Origin of the sequence: Aeromicrobium endophyticum (assembly GCF_003586285.1) — a bacterium.
GTDB lineage: Bacteria > Actinomycetota > Actinomycetes > Propionibacteriales > Nocardioidaceae > Aeromicrobium > Aeromicrobium endophyticum.
The window spans coordinates 799,950-813,384 of record NZ_QUBR01000001.1 but is presented as its reverse complement, the minus strand read 5'-3'; the positions used below and the strand labels follow the sequence as shown (position 1 = coordinate 813,384).

The 13,435-nt window shown below is 72.6% G+C and carries 13 protein-coding genes; 4 read left to right on the top strand and 9 right to left on the bottom strand.

Features of this window, described 5'->3' with window-relative positions; genetic code table 11:
• Entirely contained in the window at positions 1–558 is a 558-nt protein-coding gene (pcaG, locus tag DX116_RS04055; RefSeq protein ID WP_119702895.1) for a protocatechuate 3,4-dioxygenase subunit alpha, read from the bottom strand.
• Positions 558–1,349 carry a protocatechuate 3,4-dioxygenase subunit beta gene (gene pcaH, locus DX116_RS04050; protein ID WP_119702894.1) on the bottom strand — a complete coding sequence of 264 codons (792 nt, stop codon included), beginning with the start codon at positions 1,347–1,349 and terminating at the stop codon, positions 558–560. Before pcaH ends, pcaG begins: the two co-directional genes overlap by 1 nt.
• A gap of 68 nt (positions 1,350–1,417) precedes the next feature.
• Between pcaH and DX116_RS04045 the strand changes: the two genes are divergently transcribed.
• Positions 1,418–2,164 carry an IclR family transcriptional regulator gene (locus DX116_RS04045; protein WP_119702893.1) on the top strand — a complete coding sequence of 249 codons (747 nt, stop codon included), beginning with the start codon at positions 1,418–1,420 and terminating at the stop codon, positions 2,162–2,164.
• A 4-nt stretch (positions 2,165–2,168) separates the two neighbouring features.
• Here the strand turns inward: DX116_RS04045 and DX116_RS04040 are convergent, their stop codons facing one another.
• Positions 2,169–3,632: an aldehyde dehydrogenase family protein gene (locus DX116_RS04040; protein ID WP_119702892.1), complete on the bottom strand. Its 1,464-nt coding sequence runs from the start codon at positions 3,630–3,632 to the stop codon at positions 2,169–2,171.
• A gap of 126 nt (positions 3,633–3,758) precedes the next feature.
• On the opposite strand from DX116_RS04040, the gene DX116_RS04035 reads away from it, so the two are divergent.
• Both DX116_RS04035 and DX116_RS04030 read left to right on the top strand, forming a co-directional pair.
• Positions 3,759–4,952, top strand: coding sequence for a 4-hydroxybenzoate 3-monooxygenase (locus tag DX116_RS04035; RefSeq protein WP_119702891.1), 1,194 nt, complete (start codon positions 3,759–3,761; stop codon positions 4,950–4,952).
• Between the two features lie 77 nt (positions 4,953–5,029).
• Entirely contained in the window at positions 5,030–5,941 is a 912-nt protein-coding gene (locus DX116_RS04030) for an aldo/keto reductase (RefSeq protein WP_119702890.1), read from the top strand.
• A gap of 45 nt (positions 5,942–5,986) precedes the next feature.
• Here DX116_RS04030 and DX116_RS04025 read toward each other — a convergent pair whose 3' ends face one another.
• The 6 genes from DX116_RS04025 to DX116_RS04000 all read right to left on the bottom strand — a co-directional run bounded on the left by DX116_RS04025 (position 5,987) and on the right by DX116_RS04000 (position 12,100).
• The gene (locus tag DX116_RS04025; RefSeq protein ID WP_119702889.1) at positions 5,987–7,660 is read right to left on the bottom strand and encodes a dihydroxyacetone kinase family protein; all 1,674 of its coding nucleotides are present in this window, start codon (positions 7,658–7,660) and stop codon (positions 5,987–5,989) included.
• Between the two features lie 91 nt (positions 7,661–7,751).
• Entirely contained in the window at positions 7,752–8,141 is a 390-nt protein-coding gene (locus DX116_RS04020) for a nuclear transport factor 2 family protein (protein WP_119702888.1), read from the bottom strand.
• A 31-nt stretch (positions 8,142–8,172) separates the two neighbouring features.
• A complete protein-coding gene (locus tag DX116_RS04015; protein WP_233556557.1) occupies positions 8,173–9,024 on the bottom strand; it encodes an acyl-CoA thioesterase in 852 nt (283 codons plus the stop codon).
• The gene (locus DX116_RS04010; protein ID WP_119702887.1) at positions 9,024–9,857 is read right to left on the bottom strand and encodes a DUF1295 domain-containing protein; all 834 of its coding nucleotides are present in this window, start codon (positions 9,855–9,857) and stop codon (positions 9,024–9,026) included. Before DX116_RS04010 ends, DX116_RS04015 begins: the two co-directional genes overlap by 1 nt.
• Before the next feature lie 37 nt (positions 9,858–9,894).
• Positions 9,895–10,788 (bottom strand): SDR family NAD(P)-dependent oxidoreductase, encoded by an 894-nt coding sequence (locus DX116_RS04005; protein ID WP_119702886.1) that lies wholly within the window; start codon positions 10,786–10,788, stop codon positions 9,895–9,897.
• 76 nt (positions 10,789–10,864) lie between these two features.
• Positions 10,865–12,100, bottom strand: a complete 1,236-nt coding sequence (locus tag DX116_RS04000) for an acetyl-CoA C-acyltransferase (protein WP_119702885.1) — start codon at positions 12,098–12,100, stop codon at positions 10,865–10,867.
• A gap of 93 nt (positions 12,101–12,193) precedes the next feature.
• Here DX116_RS04000 and DX116_RS03995 point away from each other — a divergent pair, with 93 nt between their 5' ends.
• Positions 12,194–13,429 (top strand): acetyl-CoA acetyltransferase, encoded by a 1,236-nt coding sequence (locus DX116_RS03995; RefSeq protein ID WP_119702884.1) that lies wholly within the window; start codon positions 12,194–12,196, stop codon positions 13,427–13,429.
• Positions 13,430–13,435 lie beyond the last annotated feature (6 nt).

Genomic DNA, 13,435 nt, shown 5'->3' with positions numbered 1-13,435 from the left:
TCAGTGTCCTGGATAGGTCAGGAACACGGTCTCGTCGGCTCCTTGTAGACGGACGTCGAACCGGTATCCCGTGGGCTCGGCAGCCGCGATCAAGGTGCTGCGACGCTCGGCGGGCACACCGGCCAGCAGCCGGTCGCCCTCGAGCGCCGCCTGGTCGTGGGGCAGGTAGGCGCGCGTGAAGAGGCGGTTGGTCAGCCCGCGGGCGAACACCGTGATCAGGAAGAACGGCGCCGCTCCCGGTTCGGTGGCCCCCGGCCGGACCGTCGTGAACGAGTAGCCGCCGGCGTCGTCGGTCGCGCACCGGCCCCACCCCGTGAACGTCCAGCCGTCGCGCCGCAGCGAGCCCGGCCTCTGGGGCACCGAGCCGTCGGCGTCGGCCTGCCACACCTCGAGCAGCGCGTCGGGGACGGGGGAGCCGGCGCCGTCGGTGACGACGCCGTGCAGGCGCACCGCATCGGGACGACCTGGGGGGACGAGGTCGGCATCGGCCTCGAACGGCAGCGCGTAGCCGTAGAAGGGGCCGATGGTCTGGCCCGGCGTCGCGGTCAGGTGGGGCATCAGTGGTCGTCTCCCAGGTCGTCCTCGTGGGGCGTGCGGTGGCTGCCGGTGAGCACGATGTCCCAGCGGTACCCGGTGGCCCACTCGTGCGTCGTGACGTCGTGGTCGTAGGTGGCCACGAGGCGCTCGCGGGCTCGCGCGTCGGTGATCGACTGGTAGATCGGGTCGAGCGCGAAGAGCGGATCCCCCGGGAAGTACATCTGGGTGATCATGCGCTGCGTGAAGTCGGTGCCGAACAGCGAGAAGTGGATGTGCGCGGGGCGCCAGGCGTTGTGGTGGTTCTTCCACGGGTAGGGGCCGGGCTTGATGGTCGTGAAGCGGTAGGTGCCCTCGTCGTCGGTCAGGCAACGCCCGACGCCGGTGAAGGCCGGATCGAGCGGAGCGGGGTGCTGGTCGCGCTGGTGCATGTAGCGGCCGCCCGCATTGGCCTGCCAGATCTCGACGAGCTGCCGCCGGACGGGACGGCCGTCGCCGTCGACGACGCGTCCGGTCACGACAGTGCGCTCGCCGATCGGCTCGCCGACGTGCTGGATCGTCAGGTCCGCCTCGAGCGAGCTGACGTCGCGCTCGCCGAAGCAGGGCGCCCACCGCTCGATCGTCTCGGGGTCGGCGAGCTGCAGGGCCTTGGTCGGGTGGCGCAGCAGGCTGCTGCGGTACGGCGGGTAGTCGAGCCGTGGTTGCGTCTCCTCGTGGTCGGAGGCTCGGTAGGCGGACTCGATCGCGGCGATCTCCGCGCTGAGCTCCGCCTGGCTCGCGGCCGCGGAGTCGGCGTGCTGGTTGGTCGTTCCCATGGTCGTGGAACGTACGTGCCCTCAGCTCGCGTGTGGAACACTGGACTTTCGCCCAGCGGAAGGATCTCATGGCCGGCAACACCTCCGCGCCCGGCGTCACCGTGACGTCGCGCGTCCTGGCCCTGCTCGGTGCGTTCGACGAGCACCACCGCGCGCTGACCCTCACCGATCTGGCCCGGCGCGCGGGCGTCCCCGTCCCGACGGCCCACCGGCTGGTTGCCGAGCTCGTCGCGGGAGGTGCGCTGGCCCGTCGTCCGTCGGGGGAGTACGTCGTCGGCCGCCGGCTGTGGGACGTCGGCCTGCTCGCGCCCGTCGAGATCGGCCTGCGCCGCGTGGCCGAGCCTTTCTTGCACGACATCCACGCCGCGACCCGGGCGACGGTCCACCTGGCGGTGCGCGACGGCAGCGAGGTGCTCTACCTCGAGCGCATGCGCGGACGCGCCTCGGTGCCGGTGGTCAGCCAGATCGGCTCGACCCTGCCGATGCACTGCACCGGCGTCGGAAAGGTGCTGCTCGCCCACGCCCCGGACGAGGTGCAGCGCCAGGTGCTGCAGTCGCTGCAGCGCGTCACCCGCTACACCGTCACGCAGCCCGGGCTGCTGCAGCAGCAGCTCGAGGGCGTGCGGCGTGACGGGGTCGCCACCACCAGCGAGGAGATGACGTTGGGCGCGTGCTCGGTCGCCGTGCCGGTGATGCGCGACGACGAGGTCGTCGCCGCGATCGGCGTGGTGGTGCGCAGCCTCAAGCGCGACCGCGCCGGGCTCGTGGCGGCGCTGCAGGTCGCGGCCCAGGGCATCGGCCGCTCCCTCGGCTGACGCCCTACAGCGGGTAGGCGCCCGGCTCGGCCTGCATCGTGATCCACCGGGTCTCGGTGAACGCGTCGATGTTGGCCGCGGCCCCGCCGTGACGAGAACCCGTGCCGGACGAGCCGACGCCTCCGAAGGGGCTGTTGGCCTCGTCGTCGACCGTCTGGTCGTTGATGTGGACGATGCCGGACGGGATGCGGTCGGCGAGCGCCAGGCCCCGCATGGGCTGCCGGGTGACGATGCCCAGCGACAGGCCGTAGTCGCCGGCCCCGGCCAGCTTGACCGCCTCGTCGTCGTCGGCGAACGGCACGACCGAGGCCACCGGGCCGAAGACCTCCTCGCAGTAGGCGGGGGCGTCGAGCGGCGGCGACGCGAGGACCGTCGGTCGCACGAACAACCCCTCGGCGGTGCCGCCCGCGCGCAGGTCGGCGCCCATCTCGACGCTGCGCTGGATCAGGTCGAGGATGCGGCCGCGCTGCCCCGCGTCGATGACCGGTCCGAGGTGCACCTGACCGGCGGCCGGGTCGCCGACGACCATCGAGTCGGCCTTCGCCGCGAGCTTCTCGACGTACTCGGCGTAGAGGCTCTCGTGGACGAGGTGGCGTCCGATCGACATGCAGATCTGACCCTGGTGCAGGAAGGCGCCCCAGGTCGCGAGGTTGACGGCCTGGTCGACGTCCGCGTCGTCGAGCACGAGGAAGGCCGAGTTGCCGCCCAGCTCGAGGTGGGCCCGCTTGAGGTGGCGGCCGGCGAGCTCGCCGACGCTGCGGCCGGCCCGGGTGGAGCCCGTGAACGCGATGACCTGGATCTCGGGGTCGGTCACCATCGCCTCGCCGACGTCCGCCCCGCCGGGCAGCATCTGCAACAGGCCGGCCGGCAGTCCGGCCTCCTCGAAGATGCGCACCATGGCGACACCGCCCGTGACGGCGGTGCGCGGATCGGGCTTGAGGATCACGGCGTTGCCCAGCGCCAGGGCCGGCGCGACCGCGCGGATGCCCAGGATGATCGGCACGTTGAACGGCGAGATGACCCCGACGACGCCGACCGGTACGCGTGACGCGAACGCCAGGCGCGGCTTCTCGCTGGCCAGCAGCTCGCCGCGCGGCGCGGACGGCAGGGCCCCGGCCTCGCGGCACTCGGCCGATGCGACGTGCACCGCGAATCCGGCCATGGGGCCGATCGCCCCGACCTCGCGGGTGTTCCAGTCCATGATCTCGGCGGCGTGCTGCTCCCACAGGTCGGCGGCGCGGTGCAGGACGGCAGCGCGCTCGGGGTGTGGCAGCGCGGCCCAGGCGCGCTGGGCCACGGCGGCGGTCTGGGCCGCGTCGTGGACGTCCTCGGGCGAGGCGCCGCCGATGCGTCCGAGGACCTGGCCCGTGGCGGGCTCCGTGACGTCGATCGACGCGCCTCGTCCGGGGACCCAGGCGCCATCGCGATAGACGGCGTTGTCGAACTGGTGGGCGTCGATGAGCGTCATGGGGGTCTCCTCGGTGAAGTGCGGTCCTCCGACGGTAGGTGATGGGGGTCACGCATCTCAGCACCGGCTTTCGTCCAGTGGAAGACTTTATTTCCCTCGCGGGTGCCTCGCCGGTCCAATGAGCCCATGACCTCACCCAGCCACACGCTCCGCACCGATGTCGTCATCGTCGGAGGCGGCCCCGCCGGCATGCTGCTGTCCCACCTCCTCGCCGCGGACGGCGTCGAGTCGATCGTCGTCGAGGCGCGCTCCCAGGAGTACGTGGGTGCGCGCGTGCGGGCCGGGATCCTCGAGCACTCGAGCGTCGAGCTGCTGCGCGGCGCCGGCCTCGGCGAGCGGCTCGACCGCGAGGGCGACGAGCACCGCGGCATCTACCTGCAGTGGCCGGACGAGCGGCACCACCTCGACTTCGTCGACCTGACGGGCCGCAGCGTGTGGGTCTACGGGCAGACCGAGGTGCAGAAGGACCTCGTCTCGGCACGTTCGGCAGCCGGGCAGGAGGTGTACTACGAGTGCGCCGACGTGGCTCTCCACGAGGTGGAGTCGGACCGGCCGGCCGTCACCTTCACGCACGAGGGACGGCCGGTGCGGATCGAGGCGCGCGCCGTCGCGGGCTGCGACGGATCGTTCGGTCCGAGCCGTGGTGCCGTGCCGGACGCCGTGCGCAGCATCTGGGAGCGCGTCTACCCGTACTCCTGGCTGGGCATCCTCGCCGACGTCGCGCCCTCGACCGACGAGCTGATCTACGCCTGGCACCCCGACGGCTTCGCGATGCACTCGATGCGGTCGGCCAGCGTCAGCCGGTTGTACCTGCAGGTGCCCAACGGCACCCCCGTGGAGGAGTGGAGCGACGACCGCATCTGGGACGCGCTCGCGACCCGGCTCGGGCACGGCCAGGACGGCTGGCGGCTCGAGCCCGGCCCGATCACCGAGAAGAGCGTGCTGCCGATGCGCAGCTACGTGCAGACGCCGATGCGGCACGGCTCGTTGTTCCTGGCCGGCGACTCGGCCCACATCGTCCCGCCCACCGGGGCGAAGGGTCTCAACCTGGCGATCGCCGACGTCGCCCTGCTGGCCCCGGCCCTGGCGGACCTGGTGCGCCGCGACGACCGGATGCTAGCGGAGGCGTACTCGGACACCGCGCTGCGCCGCGTGTGGCGGTGCACCCACTTCTCGTGGTGGATGACCACGATGCTGCACACCAGCGAGGATCCGTTCGACGCCCAGCTCCAGCTCTCGCAGCTGCGGTGGGTCGCGTCGAGCGAGGCCGGGCGGACGGGGCTGGCCGAGAACTACGCGGGGTTGCCGATCGGGTTCTGAGCTCGCACGCGGGTAGCGTCGGGGGTAGGTTCCTCGTCGAGCCGCACGTCGGCACGCACCTCCGAAAGGACGGACCCATGGCACGGCTCGGTCTCGGCCTCGCGGCCCTCGGACGTCCGGAGTACCTGACGACAGGGCACGCGGACGCCGTGGCGGGACGCTTCGACCCGGCCGAGCTCGAGCGTCACTGCCATGCGGTGCTCGACGCCGCCTGGCACGGGGGAGTGCGGCACCTCGACGCCGCCCGCTCGTACGGTGCGGCCGAGCGGTTCCTCGGCAGCTGGCTGGCGCAGCATCCCGGTCGCCGCGACGAGCTGGTGATCGGGTCGAAGTGGGGTTACGCCTACGTGGCGGACTTCCAGCGGGGGGCCGAGGTGCACGAGGTCAAGGAGCACTCGACCGCCCGGTTGGCCGAGCAGTGGCCGCAGACCCTGCGCGACCTGGGTGGACTGCCCGACCACTACCTGGCGCACAGCGTCACGCCCGACAGCCCGGCCCTGCACGACGCCGAGCTGCTCGACCGCCTGCGGTCGCTGGCCGGCGAGGGCGTGCGCGTCGGCATCAGCACGAGCGGGCCGCAGCAGGCGCAGGTCGTGCGTGCCGCGCTCGATCTCGACGTGTTCACGTCGGTGCAGTCGACCTGGAACCCGCTCGAGCCGTCCGTCGGTCCTGCCCTGGCCGAGGCGCACGCTGCCGGCTGGTTCGTGGTGGTCAAGGAGGGGATGGCCAACGGCCGGCTCGTGGTCGACGACACTCCCCTGGGCACCGCGGCCGATGCGGCCGGGGTCGGCCGGGACGCCCTGGCGCTCTCCGCGGCCCTCGCCCAGCCGTGGGCCGACGTCGTGCTGTCGGGTGCGGCCTCGGTGGCGCAGCTGGAGCAGAACCTGGCCGCGCTCGAGGTGGGTGCCGACGTCGTCGCCGGCCTGGAGCCGATGGCGGAGCCAGCCGAGCAGTACTGGGCCGCCCGATCGCGCATGGCGTGGACGTAGCTCGACTTCTGTAGACCTTCGGGTCGTCCTGGCGACCCGAAGGTCTCAGGCTCCGACAGCCTCGGCCACGGCCTCGAGCCAGATGACCACGGCGCGCGCGCCCGGGTCGGGGGTGCCGAGCGCGCGGTCGCCCACGTAGCTCGAGCGGCCCACGCGCGCGGTGACCGAGGCGGTGCCGGCCGTACCCTCGCGGGCTGCCTCGAGCGCCTCGGCGACCGAGCCGCCGTTCGTCCACGCGCGGGAGAACGGGATCAGGGCGTCCAGCATGGTGCGGTCGCCCTCGGACGCGCCGCCGACCTCGCTGATGCCGGCGATGCCGGCGGCCAGCGCCTCGGCCCAGGGCTGCTCGCCGTCGGCGTCGTCCCACGCAGCGGCCGCCCGCAGGAACAGGATCGAGTAGAGCGGGCCGGACGTGCCACCGATGACCCGGCGCAGGATCGCGGCGACGTGGCGCAGCGCCTCGGCCGGTTCGGCGGGAAGGCGGTCGAGCTCGGCGAGCACGGCCTGCGAGCCGCGGTCGAGGCTGGTGCCGAGGTCGCCGTCGCCGACGGCGGTGTCCATCTCGGTGAGCTCCGGCTCGGCGGCACGCAGCGCCTCGCACGCCGCACGGACGGCGCTCGCCACGGGGGAGTCGGCCGCGGCGAACGGGCCGTCCGACCCGGCATCCTCGACGGCCGGCGCGGGCAGGTGCGCGCCGTCTCCGGGACGTCCTCGGCCGTCGGCAGGCCAGGCGCTCGTGCTGGTCGCGGCGTCGAGCGCGGTGAGGCGATCGTCGTCGACCGACATCAGCGAGATCGAGCACCCGGGCATGTCGAGCGCGGTCAGGAAGGTGCCGCACCAGAGCCGCTCCACCACGAGCCCCCGTCGCTCGGCCGCGCCCACGGCCTCGGCCGCGACGATGTCGAGCTCGCTCGGCGGGGTCGCACCGAGGTTGTTGACGAGCAGGGCCACGCGGTCGCCCGAGGTGAGGCCGAGATCGTCGCTCACGGTCGCGACGAGCCGCTCGGCGACGTCGTGCGCCGGCACGATGGTCGAGCGCTCGATGCCCGACTCGCCGTGGATGCCGAGACCCCACTCGATCTCGTCGTCGTCGAGGTGGAAGCCGGGCTTGCCGACGGCCGGAACCGTGCACGCGCCGAGCGCCACGCCCATCGTGCCGACGGACGCTGCCGCGCGCCGCCCGGCCTCGGCGACCTCGGCCAGCGATGCGCCGGACGCCGCTGCGGCGCCGACCACCTTGTGGACGAGGACGGTGCCGGCGATGCCGCGACGTCCGGCGTGCTGCCCGTCGCTCGCGAGGGCGACGTCGTCGCTCACGACGACCATCTCGACGGCGTGCCCGCGCGCGCGGGCGATCTCGGCGGCGAGCCCGAAGTTCAGCCGGTCGCCGGTGTAGTTCTTGACGACCAGCAGCACACCGGCCGGTCCGCCGACGGCCTCGATCGCGGTGAGCACGGCATCCGTGGACGGCGACGTGAACATGTCGCCGACGACGGCGGCGGTCAGCATCCCGTCGCCGACGTAGCCCGCGTGTGCGGGCTCGTGCCCCGCGCCTCCGCCCGAGATGATCGCGACGGTGCCACGCTCGGCGAGGTCACGGTGGTCGCGGCGGGCAACGATGGTCTGCCCGTCGAGCACGGCGATGCCGGGGTTGGCGCGCACCAGCCCCTCGAGCATCTCGGGCACCACCGTGCCGACGGCGTTGATCAGCTTCTTCATCGCGTTCTCCCTCGTCCGGCAGGTCGAGTCGCGGCTGCCCGTCTCGACGGTCGCGCCTGCGCTTGCGACGATACCCGCGCGACGCAGTGGGTCACGGGGCGAAGCGGGCCGCCTCGGCGGAGTCGAAGTACTCGTCCAGGCGGGTGATGCGACCGTCCTGGACCGCGATGACGACGCACGCGTGCAGCGCGACCTGCTCGCCCGTCGACCGGCGGGTGCCGCGCAGGACGTGCTGCTGCACCGCACCGCCGTCGAACGCCGTCACGCGGCGGTCGGTGTAGCGGCGGTCGGTCACGAAGCGGTCCATCGCCTCGAGCACCTTGGCGTTGCGCGCGACGTCCTGCGTGCGGTCGTCGGTGTTGTGCCAGATGAGGGCGTCCTCGGCGTAGATGTCGAACAGGTCCGAGGCGTCTCCGGCCTCGGCGGCGGCGATGATGCGGTCGAGCAGCTGGACGTTGGGGTGGTCGTGGTCGATGGTCATGGTGGTCCTCCGTGGGTGGTGGTGGGGCGGGTCAGAGTGGTTTGACGAGCGCTTCCTGCGCGACGTGGCCGAGGCTCGTACGGTGCTCGTCGAACACCGCGGCCTCGATGAGGGCGCGCCCCGACTGCGCCATCGGGGTGGTGTGCTCGAAGAGCATCCACCCGTCGGCGCGGGGCGTGCCGCGGAACCACACGGCGTGGTCGAGCGAGACGGCGTTCCAGGTGCGGGCCAGCGAGCGCTCGTGGCCCGACACGTGGCCGTGGGGCGTGACCGCGGTCGACATGAGCATCAGGTCGCTGGCGTAGGCCAGGGCGGCGCGGTGGACGACGGGGTCGTCGGGCAGCGGGTGCACCGACCGCATCCAGACGCCGTTGGCCGGCGACGCGGAATGGGCGATCGGGCCGGGAACGTCGGGCGCGAGACGGACCTCGATCGAGGCGAAGTCGTCCCAGAACTCGCCCAGCCCGCCGTCCGCGGCGGCGACCTCGCGGATGTCGGGGCATGCGTCCGGGTCGGGCGTCGACGGCGCGGGCCGGCTGTGCGACAGGCCCTCGGCCGGCGCGGCGCACGACACGACCGACCGGCACAGCAGCCGGTCGCCCTGCCACGCGTTGACCTCGCGGGTCGAGATCTGCCGGCCGTCCCGCAGCCGCTCGACGCGGAGGGTGACGGGCACGCCCGACGCGCCCGCGCGCAGGAACGTCGTGTGGACCGAGTGGACGTCCTTGTCGTCAACGCTGTGACCCGCCGCGACGACCGACTGCGCGACGAGCTGGCCGCCGAACAGCTGGGGCAGGCGCACGCCGTCGGTGCGACCGACCCAGGTGTCGTCGTCCTGGCGGTCGAGGTCGAACAGCTCGGCCAGGCCGATCAGGCCCTGCATCAGGACGCGGTGCCGGCCCCGGAGGGCTGGCGCTTGGGGGGCAGCGGGAAGAAGCCGCTGGTCTTGGCGACGTAGGCGTCGTAGGCCTCGCCCTTGCTGCGGCGCATGCCCCGCTCGAGCAGCGCCTTGCCGCTGAAGCTGACGAGCAGCTTGGTCATGATGATCGGCGAGACGATCGTCAGCAGGCCCCAGGCCGAGCCGAGCGCCAGGACGAACAGGCCGGTCCAGACCGCGGCGTCGCCGAAGTAGTTGGGGTGGCGGGTCCAGGCCCACAGGCCGCGGTCCATGACCTTGCCGGCGTTGGCGGGGTCGGCCTTGAAACGGGCCAGCTGCCAGTCGCCGACGGCCTCGAACAGGAAGCCGATCAGCCAGATCGCGATGCCGATCGCACCGATGACGCCCAGCGGCTCGCTCTCGTACATCGCGAGCTGCACGGGGATCGAGATGACGATCATGAGCCCGCCCTGGAGGCCGTAGATCTTGCGGATCAGGAAGCCGATCAGCGAGCCCTGCTGGTGCCGCATCAGGGCGGTGTACCGCTTGTCCTGGCCGTGGCCCCGGTTGCGGTTGCCGATGTAGAGACCGAGTCGCAGGCCCCAGACCGACGTCAGTGCCAGCACGACGAGGCGGCGCGTGTCGTCGCCTCCGGAGCCGGACGAGACGAGGTACGAGACGACGGCTGCGACGACGAAGCCGGGGCCCCAGAAGATGTCGATGATCGACTGGTTCTGGATCTTGATCGCTGCGGCCATGATCAGGCCGATGAACACGATGATCGCCGCGGTGACGGCGACGACGTTGAGGGCGATGTCGCCCCAGGGCAGGTCGTTCATGGAGGGTCCTTGGGTGAGGGGTGGCAGAGGAGGAGGATCAGGCGAGCTCGGCGGCGAAGTCCTGGAAGGCTTCTTGCGCGTGCTCGTACGTGTGGAAGGGGCCCGATCGGCTGCGGCCGAGCAGCTCGGCGAGCTGGGCGCCCGTCAGGGTCGGTGAGTCGGGCAGCAGGACGGTGCCGCCCTCGACGGCATCGGCCACCCGGAGCCCCGCCCCGGCGGCGACGACGACCTGGCCGTTGAGGGTCGACGCCGGGTCGACCAGTGCGCCGACCACGGGCGCGACGAGCTCGGCGCGCATCGACGCGGCGAAGCGGGGGTCCATGTTCTGCTCGGTCATCTGCGTGGTCGCGTAGGGGAGCAGGACGTTGGTGAGCACGCCGCGCCGGGCACCCTCGGCGGCAGCGGTGCGGCCCAGCGCGATGACGGCGCCCTTGCTGGCGGCGTACGCCGACACCGTCGGCTCGCCGTGCAGGCCCGCGGTCGACGCGACCATGACGATGCGTCCGTGGCCGGCCGCGCGCATCACGCGCATCGCGGCACCGGCGACCAGCGCCGTCCCCGTCACGTTGATCGCCATGACCTGGGCGAAGTTCTCGGCCGTGGTGCTGTGGAACATCTGCGGCGCGCTGACGGCAGCGCTCGTGACGCAGATGTCGAGCCTGCCCCACGTGTCGAGCGCGGCGGCGACCAGCGCCTCCGACGTCGCAGGGTCGGACACGTCGCCGTGGTCGGCCACGGCACGTCCGCCGGCGGCGACGATCTCGTCGACGACGTGGTCGGACGCACTGCGGCCGTCGGCGTCCACGACGCGGTGGCGGTTGTTGACCACGACGGCCGCCCCGAGCGAGGCCAGGTGCAGGGCGAAGGTGCGCCCGAGCCCCTTGCCGCCTCCCGTGACGATCGCGACCTGCCCGTCCAGGCGCTCGCTCATGACGCCACTCCCGCAGGAGAGCAACGGTACGAGAGCGGCGACATGATGATCTGTTGATTCGCTCGCTGGCGCTCGCTCATGACGCGATCCGCTCGACCAGCACCGCGACGCCCAGCCCGGCGGCGCCGCTGACCGCGGCGACGCCGTAGCGTCCGTCGCGGCGCTCGAGCTCCTCGACGCAGCTGCCGACGAGGATCGCGCCGGTCGCGCCGAAGGCGTGGCCCATCGCCATCGTGCCGCCGTTGGGGTTCATGCGGTCGGGGCCGGCGTCGAGGTCGCGGCGGAACCGCATGCACAGCGCCGAGAAGGCCTCGGCGAACTCGAAGACGTCGATGTCGTTCGCGGTGAGCCCGGCGCGGGCGATGACCTGCTCGACGGCGCTCTGCCCGGCGGTCAGCATCACGACGGGGTTGACCGACGTCGAGGCCGATCCGATGATGCGGGCCCGCGGGGCCAGCCCCGCGCGCTCGGCCGCCTCGGCGTTGCCGAGCAGCAGGAGGGCCGACGCGTCGGCCATCGCCGGCGACGTGCCGACGGTGTGCAGGTGGTCGATGGACGGCACGCCCTCTCCGGGGCTCGCTGCCAGTGCGCCGAGCGCGATGGCGTCCTGCCCGCCCGCACCCAGCTCGGCGAAGGCGGGAGGCAGCGCGGCGAGACCCTCGAGGGTCGTGTCGGGACGGACGAGCTCGTCGTGGTCGAGCCCGGGACCGTCGCCCTTCGGGGGCACCGGCACGAGCGAGCGCGCGAACGCCCCGTCGGCGCGGGCCTTGGCCGCCTTGAGCTGAGTCTCGAGCCCGTAGGCGTCGAGCTGCTCGCGGGTGAAGCCGTCCATCGTGGCGTTGAGGTCGGCGGCGATGCCCATGTGCACCGAGCCGATCGTCCGGATGATCTCGGCATCGGCCCACAGGGGGCCGCGGTCGACGAACATCGGCACCCGCGAGACGCTCTCGACGCCACCGGCGACCGCCAGCCGCAGGTCGTCGGCACGGATGCGTGCGGCGGTCTGGCCCACGGCGTCGACTCCCGAGGCGCAGAAGCGGTTGATCGTCCCGCCGGGCACGCTGTCGCCCCAGCCGGCGAGCAGCGCGGCGGTGCGGGCGATGTTGGAGCCCTGCTCGTCGACCTGCGAGGCGCAGCCCAGCGTGACGTCGTCGATGGCCTCGACGTCGAGGCCGTTGCGCTCGACGAGGGCGTTCTGCAGGTGCACGACCAGGTCGAGCGGCGAGTGCGACGACAGCGAGCCCTTGCGGCTGGCCTTGCCGCGCGGCGTGCGCACGTAGTCGAGGACGAAGGCTTCGGACGGTGCTGGCATGGGGTTTCCTCATTCAGCTGGTGGAGATACTCTGTTAGTTGTAGTACGTTTCGTGTGACCTACGCAACCCCCACGACGATCAGGAGAGCAGCGATGAGCGAGAACATCTGGGTGCTCGGCGGGTACCAGAGCGACTTCGCCCGCAACCTGACCCGCGAGGGCAAGGACTTCGCCGACCTCACGTCCGAGGTCGTCGACCACACCCTCGAGAGCTCGTCGGTCGACGGCTCCGACATCGGCGTCGTGCACGTCGCCAACGCCTTCGGCCAGCTGTTCGCGGGGCAGGGGCAGCTCGGCGCGATGCCCGCCACCGTCCGCGACGACCTGTGGGGCCTGCCCTCCTCGCGCCACGAGGCCGCCTGCGCGTCGGGCAGCATCGCGGTGCTCGCCGCGATGGCCGATCTACGCGCCGGCAACTACGACAGCGCGCTGGTCGTGGGCATCGAGCTGGAGAAGACCGTCAGCGGCGACCAGGCCGCCGCCCACCTCGGTGCCGCCGCGTGGGTGGGGCACGAGGGGCAGGACGCGACGTTCATGTGGCCGCACATGTTCAGCGAGGTCGCCGACGAGTACGACGAGCGCTACGGCCTCGACGACGTGCACCTGCGGGCGATCGCCCAGATCAACTTCGCCAACGGCCGCCGCAACCCCAACGCCCAGACGCGCGGGTGGGACATCCCCGACCTCGTCGGCGGCGTGGGCCGCGACGGCGCGATCAACCCCGTCGTCGAGGGACGCATGCGGCGCTTCGACTGCAGCCAGGTGACCGACGGCGGCGCCGGCGTCGTCCTCGTCAACGACACGTGGCTGCGCGACCACCCCGGCGCCGCGGTGACCCCGCTGGCCCAGGTGCTCGGCTGGGGCCACCGCACGGTCGGCCTCGGGCTCGACCAGAAGATCGAGCGCGACCGCGGCAACCCCTACGTCCTGCCGCACCTGCGCCAGGCCGTGCTCGACGCCTTCGGCCGTGCCGAGGTCACGCTCGACGACCTCGACGGTCTCGAGACGCACGACTGCTTCACGCCGAGCGAGTACGTCGCGATCGACCACATCGGGCTGACCGGCCCGGGGGAGTCGTGGAAGGCGATCGAGAACGGCGAGATCGAGATGGGCGGCACGCTGCCGATCAATCCCAGCGGCGGGCTCATCGGCGGAGGCCACCCCGTCGGGGCCAGCGGCGTCCGGATGCTGCTCGACGCCTCCAAGCAGGTCAGCGGCACCGCGGGCGACTACCAGGTCGAGGGTGCCTCGACCTTCGGCACGCTCAACTTCGGCGGCAGCACCGCCACGACCGTCAGCCTCGTGGTCGGCGCGGCGCCCGCCGCCTGACCACCC

What these genes read in the sequence shown, in the direction of transcription:
- pcaG (WP_119702895.1), bottom strand. Translation starts at nt 558, where the DNA reads ATGCCCCACCTGACCGCGACGCCGGGCCAGACCATCGGCCCCTTCTAC.
- pcaH (WP_119702894.1), bottom strand. Translation starts at nt 1,349, where the DNA reads ATGGGAACGACCAACCAGCACGCCGACTCCGCGGCCGCGAGCCAGGCG.
- DX116_RS04045 (WP_119702893.1), top strand. Translation starts at nt 1,418, where the DNA reads ATGGCCGGCAACACCTCCGCGCCCGGCGTCACCGTGACGTCGCGCGTC.
- DX116_RS04040 (WP_119702892.1), bottom strand. Translation starts at nt 3,632, where the DNA reads ATGACGCTCATCGACGCCCACCAGTTCGACAACGCCGTCTATCGCGAT.
- DX116_RS04035 (WP_119702891.1), top strand. Translation starts at nt 3,759, where the DNA reads ATGACCTCACCCAGCCACACGCTCCGCACCGATGTCGTCATCGTCGGA.
- DX116_RS04030 (WP_119702890.1), top strand. Translation starts at nt 5,030, where the DNA reads ATGGCACGGCTCGGTCTCGGCCTCGCGGCCCTCGGACGTCCGGAGTAC.
- DX116_RS04025 (WP_119702889.1), bottom strand. Translation starts at nt 7,660, where the DNA reads ATGAAGAAGCTGATCAACGCCGTCGGCACGGTGGTGCCCGAGATGCTC.
- DX116_RS04020 (WP_119702888.1), bottom strand. Translation starts at nt 8,141, where the DNA reads ATGACCATCGACCACGACCACCCCAACGTCCAGCTGCTCGACCGCATC.
- DX116_RS04015 (WP_233556557.1), bottom strand. Translation starts at nt 9,024, where the DNA reads ATGCAGGGCCTGATCGGCCTGGCCGAGCTGTTCGACCTCGACCGCCAG.
- DX116_RS04010 (WP_119702887.1), bottom strand. Translation starts at nt 9,857, where the DNA reads ATGAACGACCTGCCCTGGGGCGACATCGCCCTCAACGTCGTCGCCGTC.
- DX116_RS04005 (WP_119702886.1), bottom strand. Translation starts at nt 10,788, where the DNA reads ATGAGCGAGCGCCTGGACGGGCAGGTCGCGATCGTCACGGGAGGCGGC.
- DX116_RS04000 (WP_119702885.1), bottom strand. Translation starts at nt 12,100, where the DNA reads ATGCCAGCACCGTCCGAAGCCTTCGTCCTCGACTACGTGCGCACGCCG.
- DX116_RS03995 (WP_119702884.1), top strand. Translation starts at nt 12,194, where the DNA reads ATGAGCGAGAACATCTGGGTGCTCGGCGGGTACCAGAGCGACTTCGCC.